Source organism: Nitrospirota bacterium, assembly GCA_040752355.1.
In the GTDB taxonomy this organism is placed as follows: Bacteria; Nitrospirota; Thermodesulfovibrionia; order Thermodesulfovibrionales; family Dissulfurispiraceae; genus JBFMCP01.
The window spans coordinates 46,880-60,798 of record JBFMHE010000024.1; the positions used below are offsets into that span (position 1 = coordinate 46,880).

General features: G+C 55.7%; 13 protein-coding genes. 7 read left to right on the forward strand and 6 right to left on the reverse strand.

What is annotated here, in order from left to right:
* Window positions 1-12: 12 nt before the first annotated feature.
* The 3 genes from AB1805_15050 to AB1805_15060 form a co-directional block, all read right to left on the reverse strand.
* Window positions 13-1,305 carry a phenylacetate--CoA ligase gene (locus AB1805_15050; GenBank protein MEW5746745.1) on the reverse strand — a complete coding sequence of 431 codons (1,293 nt, stop codon included), beginning with the start codon at window positions 1,303-1,305 and terminating at the stop codon, window positions 13-15.
* 74 nt (window positions 1,306-1,379) lie between these two features.
* Window positions 1,380-1,970: an indolepyruvate oxidoreductase subunit beta gene (locus tag AB1805_15055; protein MEW5746746.1), complete on the reverse strand. Its 591-nt coding sequence runs from the start codon at window positions 1,968-1,970 to the stop codon at window positions 1,380-1,382.
* Entirely contained in the window at window positions 1,963-3,789 is a 1,827-nt protein-coding gene (locus tag AB1805_15060) for a thiamine pyrophosphate-dependent enzyme (GenBank protein ID MEW5746747.1), read from the reverse strand. The genes AB1805_15055 and AB1805_15060 overlap by 8 nt, the downstream gene beginning before the upstream one ends.
* A gap of 207 nt (window positions 3,790-3,996) precedes the next feature.
* Here AB1805_15060 and AB1805_15065 point away from each other — a divergent pair, with 207 nt between their 5' ends.
* From AB1805_15065 to AB1805_15075, 3 genes are all read left to right on the forward strand, one after another.
* Window positions 3,997-5,031, forward strand: coding sequence for a TRAP transporter substrate-binding protein (locus AB1805_15065; GenBank protein ID MEW5746748.1), 1,035 nt, complete (start codon window positions 3,997-3,999; stop codon window positions 5,029-5,031).
* A gap of 93 nt (window positions 5,032-5,124) precedes the next feature.
* Window positions 5,125-5,616 (forward strand): TRAP transporter small permease, encoded by a 492-nt coding sequence (locus tag AB1805_15070; protein MEW5746749.1) that lies wholly within the window; start codon window positions 5,125-5,127, stop codon window positions 5,614-5,616.
* Entirely contained in the window at window positions 5,613-6,917 is a 1,305-nt protein-coding gene (locus AB1805_15075; GenBank protein ID MEW5746750.1) for a TRAP transporter large permease, read from the forward strand. Before AB1805_15070 ends, AB1805_15075 begins: the two co-directional genes overlap by 4 nt.
* Here AB1805_15075 and AB1805_15080 read toward each other — a convergent pair whose 3' ends face one another.
* Window positions 6,918-7,448 (reverse strand): cupin domain-containing protein, encoded by a 531-nt coding sequence (locus AB1805_15080; protein MEW5746751.1) that lies wholly within the window; start codon window positions 7,446-7,448, stop codon window positions 6,918-6,920.
* A 107-nt stretch (window positions 7,449-7,555) separates the two neighbouring features.
* On the opposite strand from AB1805_15080, the gene AB1805_15085 reads away from it, so the two are divergent.
* On the forward strand, window positions 7,556-8,527 hold the full coding sequence (locus tag AB1805_15085; protein MEW5746752.1) for a chemotaxis protein: 972 nt from the start codon (window positions 7,556-7,558) through the stop codon (window positions 8,525-8,527).
* A 208-nt stretch (window positions 8,528-8,735) separates the two neighbouring features.
* Here AB1805_15085 and AB1805_15090 read toward each other — a convergent pair whose 3' ends face one another.
* Both AB1805_15090 and AB1805_15095 read right to left on the reverse strand, forming a co-directional pair.
* Window positions 8,736-9,785: a zinc-binding dehydrogenase gene (locus AB1805_15090; GenBank protein ID MEW5746753.1), complete on the reverse strand. Its 1,050-nt coding sequence runs from the start codon at window positions 9,783-9,785 to the stop codon at window positions 8,736-8,738.
* Window positions 9,782-11,083, reverse strand: a complete 1,302-nt coding sequence (locus tag AB1805_15095; protein ID MEW5746754.1) for an integron integrase — start codon at window positions 11,081-11,083, stop codon at window positions 9,782-9,784. Before AB1805_15095 ends, AB1805_15090 begins: the two co-directional genes overlap by 4 nt.
* A 190-nt stretch (window positions 11,084-11,273) precedes the next feature.
* On the opposite strand from AB1805_15095, the gene AB1805_15100 reads away from it, so the two are divergent.
* The 3 genes from AB1805_15100 to AB1805_15110 all read left to right on the forward strand — a co-directional run bounded on the left by AB1805_15100 (window position 11,274) and on the right by AB1805_15110 (window position 13,332).
* On the forward strand, window positions 11,274-11,969 hold the full coding sequence (locus AB1805_15100) for a Crp/Fnr family transcriptional regulator (protein ID MEW5746755.1): 696 nt from the start codon (window positions 11,274-11,276) through the stop codon (window positions 11,967-11,969).
* Between the two features lie 124 nt (window positions 11,970-12,093).
* Window positions 12,094-12,747: a flavodoxin family protein gene (locus tag AB1805_15105; GenBank protein ID MEW5746756.1), complete on the forward strand. Its 654-nt coding sequence runs from the start codon at window positions 12,094-12,096 to the stop codon at window positions 12,745-12,747.
* Between the two features lie 312 nt (window positions 12,748-13,059).
* Complete coding sequence (locus AB1805_15110; protein MEW5746757.1) at window positions 13,060-13,332, forward strand: hypothetical protein; 273 nt, start codon at window positions 13,060-13,062, stop codon at window positions 13,330-13,332.
* Window positions 13,333-13,919: the final 587 nt, after the last annotated feature.

A 13,919-nucleotide genomic window follows, 5' to 3' on the forward strand; every position in this document is an offset into this window, starting at 1 on the left:
GCGGGGAGCGGATCAGAAGACCCGGTTGTCGAAGACCCGTTTTGTTTTCCTCTCTGTCCGCGGCAGGCTGCCGTAATCGAGCAGCTCGACGGAGCAGGAGACCATCAGCGCATGTTTGAGGGCGTGTGCGATACGGCTGCCGAGCTCTCTGCCGGCGCCCTCATGGACGCTTTGAGCGCGCTCGACCTTCAAGGTCATGTAGTCTCTCCCGTCGCTGCCGTGGTCGAGGATGACCTGGTACTCGCTCCCGATGCCGTGCACCTCCGAGAGGATCGCGTCGATCTGCCCGGGATAGACATTGACCCCCCTGATGATGAACATGTCGTCCGAGCGTCCGAGGATGCGGTCATGCCGGGGCAGGCTGCAGCCGCAGGGACAGTCGCCTTCGATCAGCCGCGTCAGGTCCCGTGACCGGTATCTGATGAGCGGCGCTCCCTCTTTCGAGAGGGTGGTGAACACCATCTCTCCGGTCCCTCCCGGCGGCACCGGCTCGAGCGTCTTCTGATCGAGGATCTCCAGGATATAGAAGTCGGCCCAGTAGTGAATACCGTTTCCGGCGGCGCAGCTGAGGCCGGTGCCGGGGCCGTAGAGCTCGGTCAGCCCCGCGATATCGTAGAGCTCGTCGATACCGAGGAGCTCTTTTATCTTCTTGACCATGGCGTTGCTCATGCGTTCGGCGCCGCAGATGACTTTTTTCAGCCTGATCCGGTCCCGTATCCCCCGGCGGTGCACCTCTTCGGCGAGCAGGAGCGCCATGGACGCGGTGGAACAGACCACCGTGGGCTGAAGATCGAGCAGGAAGGTGCACTGCATATCCATATTGCCGGGCCCGATCGGAATCGCCATCGCGCCGTACCGTTCGCAGCCGAGCTGGAAGCCGGCGCCCGCGGTCCAGAGCCCGTAGCCGACGCAGATCTGTACTCTGTCCTCCCGAGTCACGCCGGCCAGCTCGTAGCACCTGCCGAACATGTACGCCCAATCGTCGATATCCTTCTGCGTGTAGCTGAGAATCTTTCTCTTTCCGGTCGTGCCCGATGAGGAGTGAATGCGTACGATATCCTTGTCTTCCACCGACCGCAGAGGGAAGGGATAGCCGTCGCGCAGGTCGTCGGCGGTCGTAAAGGGAAGACGGGCGAGATCGTCGAGCGACCTGATATCGGCGGGAGAGATCCCCGCCTCATCCAGTTTTGCCCTGTAAAAGGGCGAATGGGCATAGGCGTGGGCAACCGTCCACTGCAGCCCTTTGAGCTGGAGCGGCCTGAGCTCTTCGGGAGTCTTTGCTTTTGAAGGATACCGCACGAGCATAGGAAACTACCTCCTCCAGGCGTCAGACTGCGTTATCCGCGTATGGCGGCGCCAGCAGATGCATTATGCTCATCCTATCGCCCGTGGCGAAGACCGAGGTCGAAGGCCTCGAGCGCGCTGCGCAGCAGCTTTTCACGCTGGCCGAACCGCTGGTGTATGGCGGCGACAATGTCTTCAGCCGAGCAGAAGAGCGCAGGCGTGGTCCCCGCAGATGCGGAAGCGCGCGCTGCGGCGAAGCCGAGCATGATGGCGTTGACCGACTGAGGGTTTCCTGTCTCTTCCGCGAGTCTGTCGGCATCGATATGATGGATCGCCGCATGAAGTACCGCTCCGGCGCTCGTATCGGGCGCGGGGGGCAGGGAGCGCGCATTCATCACAATCCATCCCCCCGGCTTGAGATAGAAGCGGTGCTGGGCGAGGTTTTCGGCCTTGAGCAGCAGCAGTCCGTCTGCCCGGCCGGGGCGGATGAGAGGGCTGGTGAAGCAGCCTACTTTCAGGTGCGACACCACCGTGCCCCCCCGCTGCGCCATGCCGTGCGTCTCGGAGGTGAGCACCGGCAGCTCCTTGTGAATCGCCGTCTCGGCGAGAAGGCGGGTGATGAAGAGTATGCCCTGGCCGCCTATGCCGCTCAGGAATATCTGCTGTCCGGTCTTTTCTTCAGGCACGCTCGACCCCCTCTATCGATCTTTTGGGACAGACATGGAGGCAGACGCCGCAGCCGGTGCACAGGATCCTGTTGATACGCACCTTCTTCGCCGCCTCGTCGGGCTCGAGTGCGGGGCACTCGAACTCCTTGGTGCAGTACCCGCACCCGTCGCACTCTTCGGATATCGCCACCGCCACTGCGGGGAGGCGTTCCTCTTTCGAGCGCTTATCCATCAGGCAGGGATAGCGTGCGATGACCACCGCCAGCCCGTGCGTCCTGCTGTGCTCGCGCGCCTCTTTGAGCAGCGCGACGAAGTGGGGGACCCTGTACGGATTGCCCTCCTTGCAGAAGGCCACCCCGCAGCTCTTCACGAGGCCCTCGATCGATATCTTCCCGGTAACGTCGCCGCAGGCGCCTATGCCGGTGGCGGGCGTCGGCTGGTTGCCGGTCATCGCGGTGGTGGAGTTGTCGAGCACCACGAGCACGAAGCGGGCGTCCTGCACCACGGCATCGATGAGCGCCGGTATCCCGGCATGGAAGAAGGTGGAATCGCCGATGGTGGCGACGATGTCGGTCTCTTTTCCCATCTGGCGGTAGGCATGGTAGAATCCCGCTGCCTGGCTGACCGATGCGCCCATGCAGAGGGCCGTATCGATGGCGCCCAGATTCAGCCCGAGGGTGTAACACCCGATATCGCTGGTATAAATGCTGCGGCTATGGGGGATCGCTTTCTTTATGGCGAAGAAACTGGCCCGGTGGGGACAGCCGGGACAGAGGCTCGGCCTTCTCCCGGCTGCTGCCGGAGGCGGGGCAGCTGTCTCGGCCGAGGCGCCGGTGAAATCGGCGATGATCCGCTCTATATGTTCGGGAAGCAGTTCTCCTGCTTCGGGCACTGCGCCGCTCATCTTTCCCCGTACTTTAGAGCGGTCCGCGAGCTGCATCTCGATGACGCCTGTCGTCTCTTCGAGCACCAGGATCTCGTCGTAGGTGCCCAGCAGCGTCCGCATGAAGTCGGTGTGGAGCGGATAGGGCTGCAGCACCTGGTACACGGCGCAGGAGTCCCGGAGATGCAGGTCGTCCATGATCTCTTTCGTGTGCGCGGCGGCAACACCGGAGGTGACGACCGCTTTCTTCGCCGTGACCCCGGGACTGAGCAGGCGGGGCGCTGTCTGCGGATACACAGCCATCGCCTTGAGCTTATCGTTCAGCCCCCGATGCAGGAGGAGACGGAACTTGGGGGTCGCGGCCCAGCGGGTCGGTTCTTTCCGAAAGCCCCCGTTCCGCTCGATCCTGAGCAGATCGCCGAGCGCGATATCCTGCGAGGCATGGCAGACCCTCGTGGTGGGCCTCAGCAGCACCGGAACCTCGAAGGCTTCGGAGAGCTCGTAGGCGAGGGCGATGAACTCCTTCGCCTCCCGGGGTGTGGAGGGGTCGAGGACCGGGACCTTGGCGAACATCGCCATCAGGCGGCTGTCCTGTTCGGTCTGTGAAGAGTGCGGTCCCGGGTCGTCGGCGCAGATGACGATGAACCCGCCTTTCACCCCCATGTACGCCGCGCTCAGCAGCGGGTCGGCGGCGACATTGAGGCCGACCTGTTTCATGCTGACCATGGTGCGGAGGCCGGCGATGCTGCCGGCGAAGGCTATCTCGAAGGCTATCTTCTCGTTGACCGCCCACTGCGCATGGAGGGGAAGGGAGAGCTCCTTCTTCCATTTGACGACCGCGGGCAGTATCTCGGACGCCGGGGTGCCGGGATAGGAGGTCGCCACGGCGCAGCCGTTTTCCACCAGCCCTCGGGCGATGGCATCGTTGCCCATCATCAAGACGCGACTGCTCACTGCCGGAAACGCTCCTCAACGGTGATGATCTTCTCTCGCGACGCATCCTGCACGAAGCGGCACGAGCATTTATACTAAGGTCCTGCCCGAAAGCTTGTCAAGCAGAGACCGCATAGGAAAAAAGCACGGTAAACATGATATGATATCGCTCTGCTTGGATACGGAACTTAGCTATAATGCCGTACCATACATTCCGGGGAGGCTGTTATGAATACGAAGCGGTTTCTTTTTTTGTTCGTGGTTGTAGCCCTTATAGCGGTCGCGGCGTTCGTTGTTCCCGATAGTGCCGCGGCCCAGCCGACGATCACCCTGACCTATGCGAATTTCCCCCCTGCCGCGACGTTCCCGAGCGTGCAGATGGAGCGGTGGGCGAAAGAGATCGAGAAGAGGACCAACGGGAAGGTGAAGGTCCAGACCTTCCCGGGCGGGACGCTCCTCCCGGCAAAGAACATCCTCGACGGCGTGATTTCGGGCGCTGCCGACATCGGCAACTTCGCGATGAGCTATCAGCCGGGCCGCTTCCCCGTCTCCGAGGCGGTCGATCTCCCGCTCGGCTTCACCAGCGCCAAGGTGGCGAGCCTCGTGCTCTACGACCTCGTCGAGAAGTACAACCCGAAGGAGTTCGAGAAGGTGAAGATCATCACCCTCTTCACCTGTCCGCCGACGAATTTCATGACCAAGGCGCCGGTCAGGACGCTCAAGGACCTGAAGGGACTCGAGATAAGGGCAGCGGCTACGGGAGCGGACGCGGTGAAGCGCCTGGGCGGGACGCCGATCGCCATGCCCCAGTCCGAAGTGCCCGAAGCGATCCAGAAGGGCGTCGTGAAAGGAATGCTGTCATCCCTCGAGATACTGCAGGACTTTAAGTTCGCCGCTTACACGCCCTATGCGACGATCGTCGAGCTCCCGGTCGTCTCGTTTGCCGTTGTGATGAACAAGGAGAAGTGGAATATGCTTCCCGACGACGTCAAGAAGGTCATCGACGACCTGCGGAGAGAGCAGGCGCTCTGGACAGGGACGTATGTCGACGACCATGTGAAAGAGGCGCTCGAGTGGTCGAAAAAGACTTATAACCACCAGGTCTTCCAGCTGCCGAAGAGCGACCGGGCCGAGATCCGGAAGCTCCTGAATCCCATGGTCGATGAGTATGTGAAGAGGACGAATGCCCTCGGGCTGCCGGGGACACAGATCGTCAAGGATGCCGAAACCCTGAAGAAGAAGTACGAGAAAAAATACAAATAAAAGCATTGAGCCTTAAGCCCCCGGCAGCCAGCGGAACAGATTTTTCCTTGTCAGCTGACTGCAGAAGGCTGACGGCTGAAAGCGTGTTGGCGCATGATCGACCGTCTCGAAAAATTCAATTCGCTCCTGAACAGGCTGCTGGTGGTCCTGGGCGGTGCGGCGCTGCTCGGCATGACGCTCCTCGCCACCGGCAATATCCTGCTCAGGATATTCAACATCCCCTACCGGGGGACCTACGAGGTCGTCTCGTTCATGGGAGCGCTCGTTATCGCCTTTGCCCTCGGTTATACGCAGCAGAAGAGGGACCATATCGTCGTCGATATCCTCTCGGGTAAATTCCCCCGACCGCTGAAACGCCTTCTCGACAGCGTTTACTATCTCGTTACCGCGGCGCTCTTCGGGGTGGTCTCCCGGCAGATCTATCTCTGGGGAATGAAGATAAAAGAGTCGGGCGAGCTCTCGGAGACGCTCAAGATCGTCTACTATCCCTTCGTCTTCTGCGTTGCGGCGGGGTTCGCGATCCTCGCCCTCACGCTCGTCATCCAACTGCTCAAGAGCCTCGCAGCAGGGGAAGAGCGCCGATGAGCGGGCCGGTCGTCGGCGTCTACGGCATCCTCATCATGTTCGCGATGCTCTTCCTGCTCAGGATACCCGCGGCCTTCACCATGGCGCTCGTCGGCTTCCTGGGGATTACGTATGTGACATCGCTCAATGCCGCGCTCGGCATGATCGGCGCCGATCTCTGGAATATCTTTTCGAGCTACGGGCTCACCGTCATTCCGCTCTTCATTCTTCTCGGGGAGTTCGTGCACTACGCAGGCTACAACAACAGCCTCTACCACGCGACCTACAAGTGGTTCGGCCACTTCAGGGGCGGGCTCGCCATGACCACGATCATGGCGTCGGCCGCCTTCTCCGCCATAAGCGGATCGAACACCGCCACCGCGGCCACGATGAGCGCCGTTGCGATCCCGGCGATGAAGAAGTACAATTATCACCCGACGCTCAACGCCGGCGCCGTGGCTGCCGGCGCGACCCTCGGCGTGCTCATCCCCCCCAGCATCGTCCTCGTCGTCTACGGCCTGTATACGGGCCAGTCCATAGGAAAGCTCTTCTTCGGAAACGTCATTCCGAGCATTATTCTCACGATACTGATCGCAGCGACGGTGGTCTTCATCTGCTACCGCCACCCCGATTGGGGACCGAAGGGGCCGAAGAGCTCCTGGGCAGAACGGCTGAAGGCGCTTCCCGAGGCGCTCGACATCCTGGTGCTCTTCGCCGTCATCATGGTCGCCCTCTTTACCGGCGTGGTCACCGCCACCGAAGCTGCCGCGGCGAGCTGCACCCTTGCCCTCGTCATCTGCGTGGTGCGGCGGAAGCTCTCGTGGAAGGGCTTCACGGCATCGATCACCGATACGCTCCGCATCTCCTGCATGGTTTTCATGATCCTCGCGGGCGCCGTCGTCTTCGGCCGCTTTCTCACCCTGACGCGGCTGCCCTTCGAGGCAGCGGCATGGATCGGGACCCTCGCCATGCCGAAGTGGATCGTGCTCTGGATAATTCTCTTCTTCTATATCATCGGGGGCTGCGTCATGGACGCCCTCGCCTTTCTCCTCGTCTCGCTCCCGATCTTCTATCCCCTCGTCATCCAGATGGGCTACGATCCGATCTGGTTCGGCCAGGTCATCACCATCGTGACCACCATGGGATCGATCATGCCGCCCATCGGGATCTGCAGCTACGTCGTCGCCGGCATGGCCGATATCCCGCTCGCCACGGTCTTCAAGGGAGGGTTCTACTACATCCCCTCGTACCTCGCATCGATCTCGATCCTCATGTTCTCGCCCTACTGGACCGTGCTCGTCCTCTCGAACCTGGTGAACTGATTACCGCTTTTTGCCGGTCTTGTCTTCTACCGGCCTCGGTCTGTCTCTCCTGGCATCGACGATGCAGAAAAAGCCGAAGGGCTCGTCGTAAGGGTTGGTGAGCTGGTGGACCGTATCGGGTCCGATGTAGACGGTATCGAGATGACCGATTGCATAGAGCCGCTTCCCCATGCGCACCTTCCCCTTGCCGCGGACACCGATCACGACATGCGCGTGGCGGTGCTGTTCGAGGCTGCTGTAGCCGCCGGGAGCGATCTCGAAATAGCGCAGATGGAACTTCGTCGCCTCGCCCTTGTTGCCGACGAGCACCTTCCTGACGATCGACGACCACCCGCCGTCCTTCTGCTTATAGCGCTCGGTCTTTACGCCGCTCCACCGGCAGCCGGGGCGGCAGCGGTGGATCCGGTCTCTTTCCGCGGGCCCGGAGCCGGCGCGCTTCCGCCGTTCTTTCCCTTTTACAGGCGGACTCGTCCAATCGCAGGAGGGTGCTGCGTCTGCCGGAAGGGGATCTTTCTTTCTTTTTGATATCATGGGTTCATTATAATGAAATTCAAGAATTCCATGCAAAACCCGAATATACAGGTATATCTATGGCTAACGTTCCCATCAGAAAAAACCAGATACAGAGCGGAGGGAGTATGGCTCAGAATCCCGGTGCCTTGCCGGAGGTCTTGAAGGTCGGAGCGAACGAGATGGAGCTGGTGGTCTTCAGGATGTACAGCACCCTTCCTGACGGGACCCCCGAGGTGCTCGACTACGGCGTCAATGTGGCGAAGGTGCGGGAGATCATCCCCATGCCGACGGTGACCAAGGTCCCTGACATGCCCGCCTATGCCGAGGCATTGGCCGAAGTGCGCGGAGAGGTCATCCCCATCGTGAATCTCGGCCAATGGATGAGGATAGAGGCCCCTGCTGCGATGGAGATCCGTCCGAAAGTGATCGTGCTCGAGATGCTCGGGACCACCGTCGGGATGATCGTCCATGACGTCGAGCGCATCAGGAGAATCAAGTGGGACCAGATAAAGCCGCCGCCGTCGCTCCTCCAGGCGAAGCACAGCGGCAGGGTGACCGGAGTGACCAAGCTCGACGACGAGACCGAGTCGCTGCTCCTCATCCTCGACCTCGAGAGCATCATCTCCGAGATGGGCGGCTTTGTGCCCAAGCACGAAATAGCCCTCGAAGAGATCGAGCAGGTGGAGAAGAGGAAGCTGAAAGGGACCGTGCTCATCGCCGACGATTCCGGCGTCGCACGAAGAATTCTGAAGGATACCCTCGAGAATGCGGGCCTCCATGTCATCGAGGCGCAGGACGGCAAGCAGGCATTGGACATCCTGAACGACTTCCTGCCGAGGATCGGCGACCAGCCTATCACCAATTTCGTCCAGCTCATCATCTCCGATGTCGAGATGCCCGAGATGGACGGTCTCACCTTCACCAAGAATGTGAAGAACAACGCCAAGCTCCAGATCATCCCGATCATCATCAATACCTCGTTGAGCGGCGATGAAAACAAGGAGAAGGCGAAGAGCGTCGGCGCTGAAGGCTACCTGGTGAAGTTCGATGTCACCAAGCTCCTGCGCGAAGTATCGCGGTGTATTAAGGTGAATTAGAGCGTCTAACGGAATGAGCAGAGGCGAGTCAGACAAGGCACAGTATGTTCGCTCATTCTCGACGGGCATCCAGCCCGTCTCCGAGGCTGGATCAGCCCGCTTCACCATCCCTGGATTTCGCCTGGGCTGATCAAGCCGCTCACCTACTATACCTCGTCCGACTCCAAGCTGCGTTATTTCGTTAGGGGCTCATAGATTCGATAGAGTATCAGCCGCCGAAGGTGACGAGGCACTTCAGCGAGTCGCGCGCTTCGGCGGTCAGTTTATACGCCTGCGCCGTCTCGTCGATGCCGAAGCGGTGGGTCACGAGCTTGTCCGCTGTAACGAATCCCTTCCTGATAAACTCCAACGCTTCTTTCGTATCGGTAGGACCGCACGAGTAGCTTGTCACCAGGCTGATGTCGTTGAAGTAGAGGTGGTTGGGATCGACGGTCAGCATCTCGCCCGGCTTGGCCGGGGTGAAGAGGACCACCGACCCTCCCGGCGCCGCTGCCGCTATGCCGGTCTCCATGACCGCAGCGCTGTTCGGCCCGACGATAACGATATCCGCCATGCGGCCGCCTGTCAGCTCACGCACCCTGGCGATCATATCCTCCTTTGACACATCGATGACATGATCTGCGCCGAGCTCGAGCGCCTTCCGTAATCTGGACGGTATCATGTCCGTGCCGATGACCCGCTTCGCCCCAAAGGCCCGTGCGAGGAGTACATGCATCTGGCCCATGACGCCGAGGCCGATGACGAGCATCGTATCTCCGGGCCTGACCGCCGCCCGCCGCAGCGACTTCACCACGCATGCCGTGGGCTCCACGAGCGTGCCGTCCTCATAGCTCACCCCTTCGGGAAGCCTGATCGTATCGTGCCTGAGATTCGTCTCGGGAATGAGCACGTATTCGGCGATGCCGCCGGGGACGATCTTCGTCGTGCGCCAGGTCGAGCACTGCACATGGTCGCCCCGCTCGCAGCAGGCGCAGGAGAGGCACGGCGCATGGTGGTGCACGAAGACCCGGTCACCGACACTGAACGCCGGTGGCTGAGAGCTGACGGCTGACAGCTCTTTCCCCAGCTCGACGATCTCCCCTGCCGGCTCATGCCCGATCACCAGAGGCGCCTTCTTCTCGATATACCACGGCATCACATCCCCCGAACAGATGCCGCACGCCTTCGTTTTTATCAATGCATCACGCGGTCCGACTTTAGGGACAGGCATGTCCTCGATGCGAATATCCGTAAAGCTGTAGAGCCTGGCGACTTTCATTTGCTCTCTCCATAAAGTACATCCAATGGACTCTGAGGCGCATTTGCCATGTTACGAAGGACATGAGTATAGATCATAGTCGTTTCAACATTTTTATGCCCAAGGAGGCTCTGGACCTCTCTGATATTGATACCGTTCTGAAGCAGATGCGTAGCAAAGCTGTGTCTCAGCGTATGGACTGTTGCATGCTTAACTATACCTGCCTGCCGCAGCGCATCTCTGAGTGCAAGTTGAATGGATTTATCGCTGATGTGATGTCGCCCGACCTTGCCGCCTCTCGGATCTACAGAAAGCTTGGACGAGGGGAAAACATATTGCCACCGCCATTCTTTAGCGGCATCAGGGTATTTCCGTTCAAGCGCATCCGGCAGAAAGACCGCTCCATGTCCGGCGGCAACGTCCTTGTCGTGAAGCGCCTTTACCTTCTTCAGATGCTCTCTCAATCGCTCCTTCACCGCTACTGGAAGCATTGTCGTGCGGTCCTTGTCACCCTTGCCACTGCGGATAAAGATCGTGTTTGCATCAAGGTCAATATCCTGCACCCGCAACCGGGCGAGCTCCATAAGGCGAAGCCCGGCCCCGTAGAGCAGCTCGGCAATCAGTAGATTGGTCCCGGTCATATGCCTGAACAACTGTCCCATCTCTTCTACGGTAAGCACAACCGGGAGCTTCTGTCCGCGTTTCGCTCTGACGGTATCGCCGAGATGTTCTGTCTCCTTGTTAAGTACATAGCGAAAGAGAAACAGAATCGCGTTGAAGGCCTGGTTTTGAGTAGAAGAAGATACTCTTTGCTTAAGCGCAAGATGGCTCAGGAAATTTTTGAAATCTGCCGATGACAAATCATCTATTTTCTTGTCGTCAGATTCAAGGGCATAAGAGAAGAAACGCTCGATCCACTGAAGGTATGTTCGTTCGGTACTGTACGAATAATGCTTCAACCTTATCAAGCGCCTTGTCTCTCTGAAAGCGCTATCTCTATCCGCGATCCTTGCTGCGCCCGCGGTCTGACCGCCGGTTTTGCCGAGATAATTGAAATAATAAAGCCTCAGTGCATCGCTTGCCTGCTTCGGCTGCCACTCAAGAACACGTTTGTCCGACCGCAGGGTCTCGATAAACTCCTGAACCGCTATTTCATCATACTCCGTCACTGAGCGCTCAAGCCTGCGGGCAAATACGAAAAACCTGCTTACCCAATAAGCGAGAAACGGGATATTTTTTTCAGGGGCAAGCTTTCTTTCCGCAAGGAACTTTTGAAACTCAGGAAGGAGGTTATTATTAACATCAGACGATTTTGCCATATTTCCCGCCATTTCGCTTTTAAACCATATTACCACAAAAAACGAAAAAGTGAAAATGCCTGCAATTGATTTTATGGCAGTTTTCTATTTCAAAAAATCTCTCAATGTGCTATAGTGGAGACAATTTTAAGTAATATGGCGGTCCGTATAGTAATTGTTCGGCATTTAAATCACAACAGGAGGTCTAATATTGAGATGTACGTGTGAGAATATAGCTGTTCCCGACATAAAACTTTCTACGGTGTGTATTGGTCATCTGTGGATGTTCAACAACATTACCGCAACTGAGTTGGAGGTTCTCGCTGGCAATGCTAAACGTCGACAAATCGGGAAAGGCAAGTTTATTTTTAACCAAGGGGATCCATCTACCGAAATGTTCCTAATGAAATCTGGTAGGGTCAAATTGACTAAAATCCTCGAGAATGGTAACGAAATCACCTTGGATATTAGAAAAGCTGGGGATTTTATCGGTGAAAATATTTTTTCTGGCGAAAACCTCTATCCAGTAAACGCTGTGTGTATGGACAATACACTTACCTGTGGATTTTCAAGGGAACAGTTAAGCCAGATGATACTACAATACCCAAATATCGGCTTACAGATTATAAAAAATATGAGCGAAAGAATTTCTCAACTTACCAGCAAAGTTGGCTCAATGGCCGAAACGAGCATTGAAGATCGTCTATATAGTGTTCTCAAACAAATTGCAAATGAACATGGCATTCCAAGTCAAAAAGGTGTGAAATTACAATTCCCTTTGACCCATGAAGAATTAAGTTTTCTTATCGGCGCACATCGTGTCAGTGTCACAAAAGCCATAAAATATCTCAAGGAAACAGGGAAAATAGAAATAGACAACCGAGTCATGATTATTACACCCGGATGATTTTTTTCACTATGAGGACAACAGAATTTAAATAAAAAAAGTAAATGTAGCCTCAGCTACAACGTTTTATGTCTGTGTGGACTATATTAATCCCAACCTTAACCTAAACCGAGGAGGATTAATTATGGACCCTAAAGTTATTGGTATTTCTGGAAGCCCTGTAAAAGATTCAAACACTGACAGATTAGTCAAGGCCGTACTCGAAAATAGTGGTCTGCCCCATGAATTTATCAAACTCAGTCGCGTAAAAGTACAACCCTGCATTGCCTGTCTTGGTTGTACGAAAGACAATATCTGTAAAGTTAAAGATGATTTCCCTGCTCTCGCAGAAAAGATTAAAAAAGCTGGCGCAATTGTTGTTGGTGGATATCCTCCATATGGAACTATAGATGGTTTTACTAAATCTTTTCTTGAAAGACTTTTCTCGCTTCGGCACCAAAATGGTTTTAATCGTGGCAAGTTAGCAGTCGTTGTTGTGACAGGAATTGGTCGTGGTGCTCCTGGTCTTGAAGAAGCTAGTAACCAGGTAACCCATGCACTGACTTTAGAAGGAATGGACGTGCTTGGCCAGCTTAAGGCTACAGGCAACCCAGAATGTATGGTTTGTGGCTTTGGTCAATCTTGCCCAATGAGCGCACTTCCTTGGATTTTTGGCAAGGATACGGAAGTAACACCTGAAAAATTTTGTAATGTGGAAAACCAGCATAATATTTGGAATGAAGCACATAGGCTTGGCAAGGAAATCCACAACCGACTCAAGCAGCAGCAATCCATGTAATATTGGACAAATCATATTCCATGACAAAAGAGGAGCGCTTCGCTCCTCTTTTTTTTTCGCAAGCTGCCTAACAACCTCGGGAAATGAGTGTTAATGCGGTGTCAAAAGAAAAATTGGATACATTTTCTAACAAATAAACGACAAAAGCCGAACAAACGCATAGAGAGGGACGGCGGGGAGCAGCTTTCTCTGAAACTATTTCATTGGCCGCCGCCCCTCATGCTAGGCGTTGGGCGGCGCACGATGCAACCGCCCGGCAGCGTCAATCGTAGGTCTGACATACAAAACCAACAATAAATAATTGGAGATTACATGGATATAACGGCATGGCTGTTAATAGCTATCTTTTGCATAGGAATTATATCACTAATTGGATTCTTTGTTACAAAAACAAAGGGATTTGGTCGCTTTGCAACAAGCTCGTTTCTATTGCTTCTAGTCATTGTAGTGTCATCTCTTTTTTATGCATCTGGAAAACTTGATGCCCAAGTATTTGCAAATATATTATTTGCGGTTATTGGCTTTGCCGGTGGTCTATTTACTGGGAAAGAGAAAGAACCAACAACCAATAATGTCACCAAATAGCTACTCAATAGAAATGAGCATTATATCAAATATCGCTAAGGCAGTGTCTAATTGGTACAACGGAGCATATATCCCTCACGAAAACCCCCATGATTCTCCTTTGGTTATTCCTGGCGGGGATTATGAGTGCCACTGGACTGCAATAGCAGCTAAAGCAATTATCGGTTTCTATTTAAGGCATTGGCAATGGCTTTGGACAACTATCATTGCCATTATCGGGGTGTATGCCACTGTTCTTACGCTTAAACCGTAGAGACTCAAGTCCCATCCCAAAGAAAGCACCAGATACCCAGAAAAGCATATTAGACAACACAAGAAACGAAAATCTTATAGTATTTTCAGACATTAAGGCACCTATCTAAAATAAAAATCTTAGCCCAACAATTGGGTCAACCAGACGGCGGGGAGCAGCGTCGCGCTAGTCGCGGCAAGTTCAGTGGCCGCCGCTGGTTACCCTTGGCGTTCTGTGAAAATAACTGCAAAATAAAGACGAAATTAACGGCATAATAAACAAGAAGAAATAACGGCTATACATGATGGATGAAAGAATCCAATTTCAATCGGAGGGTAATGGGATGAGTAAGGGC

Coding starts and splice junctions, on each gene's coding strand:
- AB1805_15050 (MEW5746745.1), bottom strand. CDS start 1,305: ATGCTCGTGCGGTATCCTTCAAAAGCAAAGACTCCCGAAGAGCTCAGG.
- AB1805_15065 (MEW5746748.1), top strand. CDS start 3,997: ATGAATACGAAGCGGTTTCTTTTTTTGTTCGTGGTTGTAGCCCTTATA.
- AB1805_15070 (MEW5746749.1), top strand. CDS start 5,125: ATGATCGACCGTCTCGAAAAATTCAATTCGCTCCTGAACAGGCTGCTG.
- AB1805_15075 (MEW5746750.1), top strand. CDS start 5,613: ATGAGCGGGCCGGTCGTCGGCGTCTACGGCATCCTCATCATGTTCGCG.
- AB1805_15080 (MEW5746751.1), bottom strand. CDS start 7,448: ATGATATCAAAAAGAAAGAAAGATCCCCTTCCGGCAGACGCAGCACCC.
- AB1805_15085 (MEW5746752.1), top strand. CDS start 7,556: ATGGCTCAGAATCCCGGTGCCTTGCCGGAGGTCTTGAAGGTCGGAGCG.
- AB1805_15090 (MEW5746753.1), bottom strand. CDS start 9,785: ATGAAAGTCGCCAGGCTCTACAGCTTTACGGATATTCGCATCGAGGAC.
- AB1805_15095 (MEW5746754.1), bottom strand. CDS start 11,083: ATGGCAAAATCGTCTGATGTTAATAATAACCTCCTTCCTGAGTTTCAA.
- AB1805_15105 (MEW5746756.1), top strand. CDS start 12,094: ATGGACCCTAAAGTTATTGGTATTTCTGGAAGCCCTGTAAAAGATTCA.
- AB1805_15110 (MEW5746757.1), top strand. CDS start 13,060: ATGGATATAACGGCATGGCTGTTAATAGCTATCTTTTGCATAGGAATT.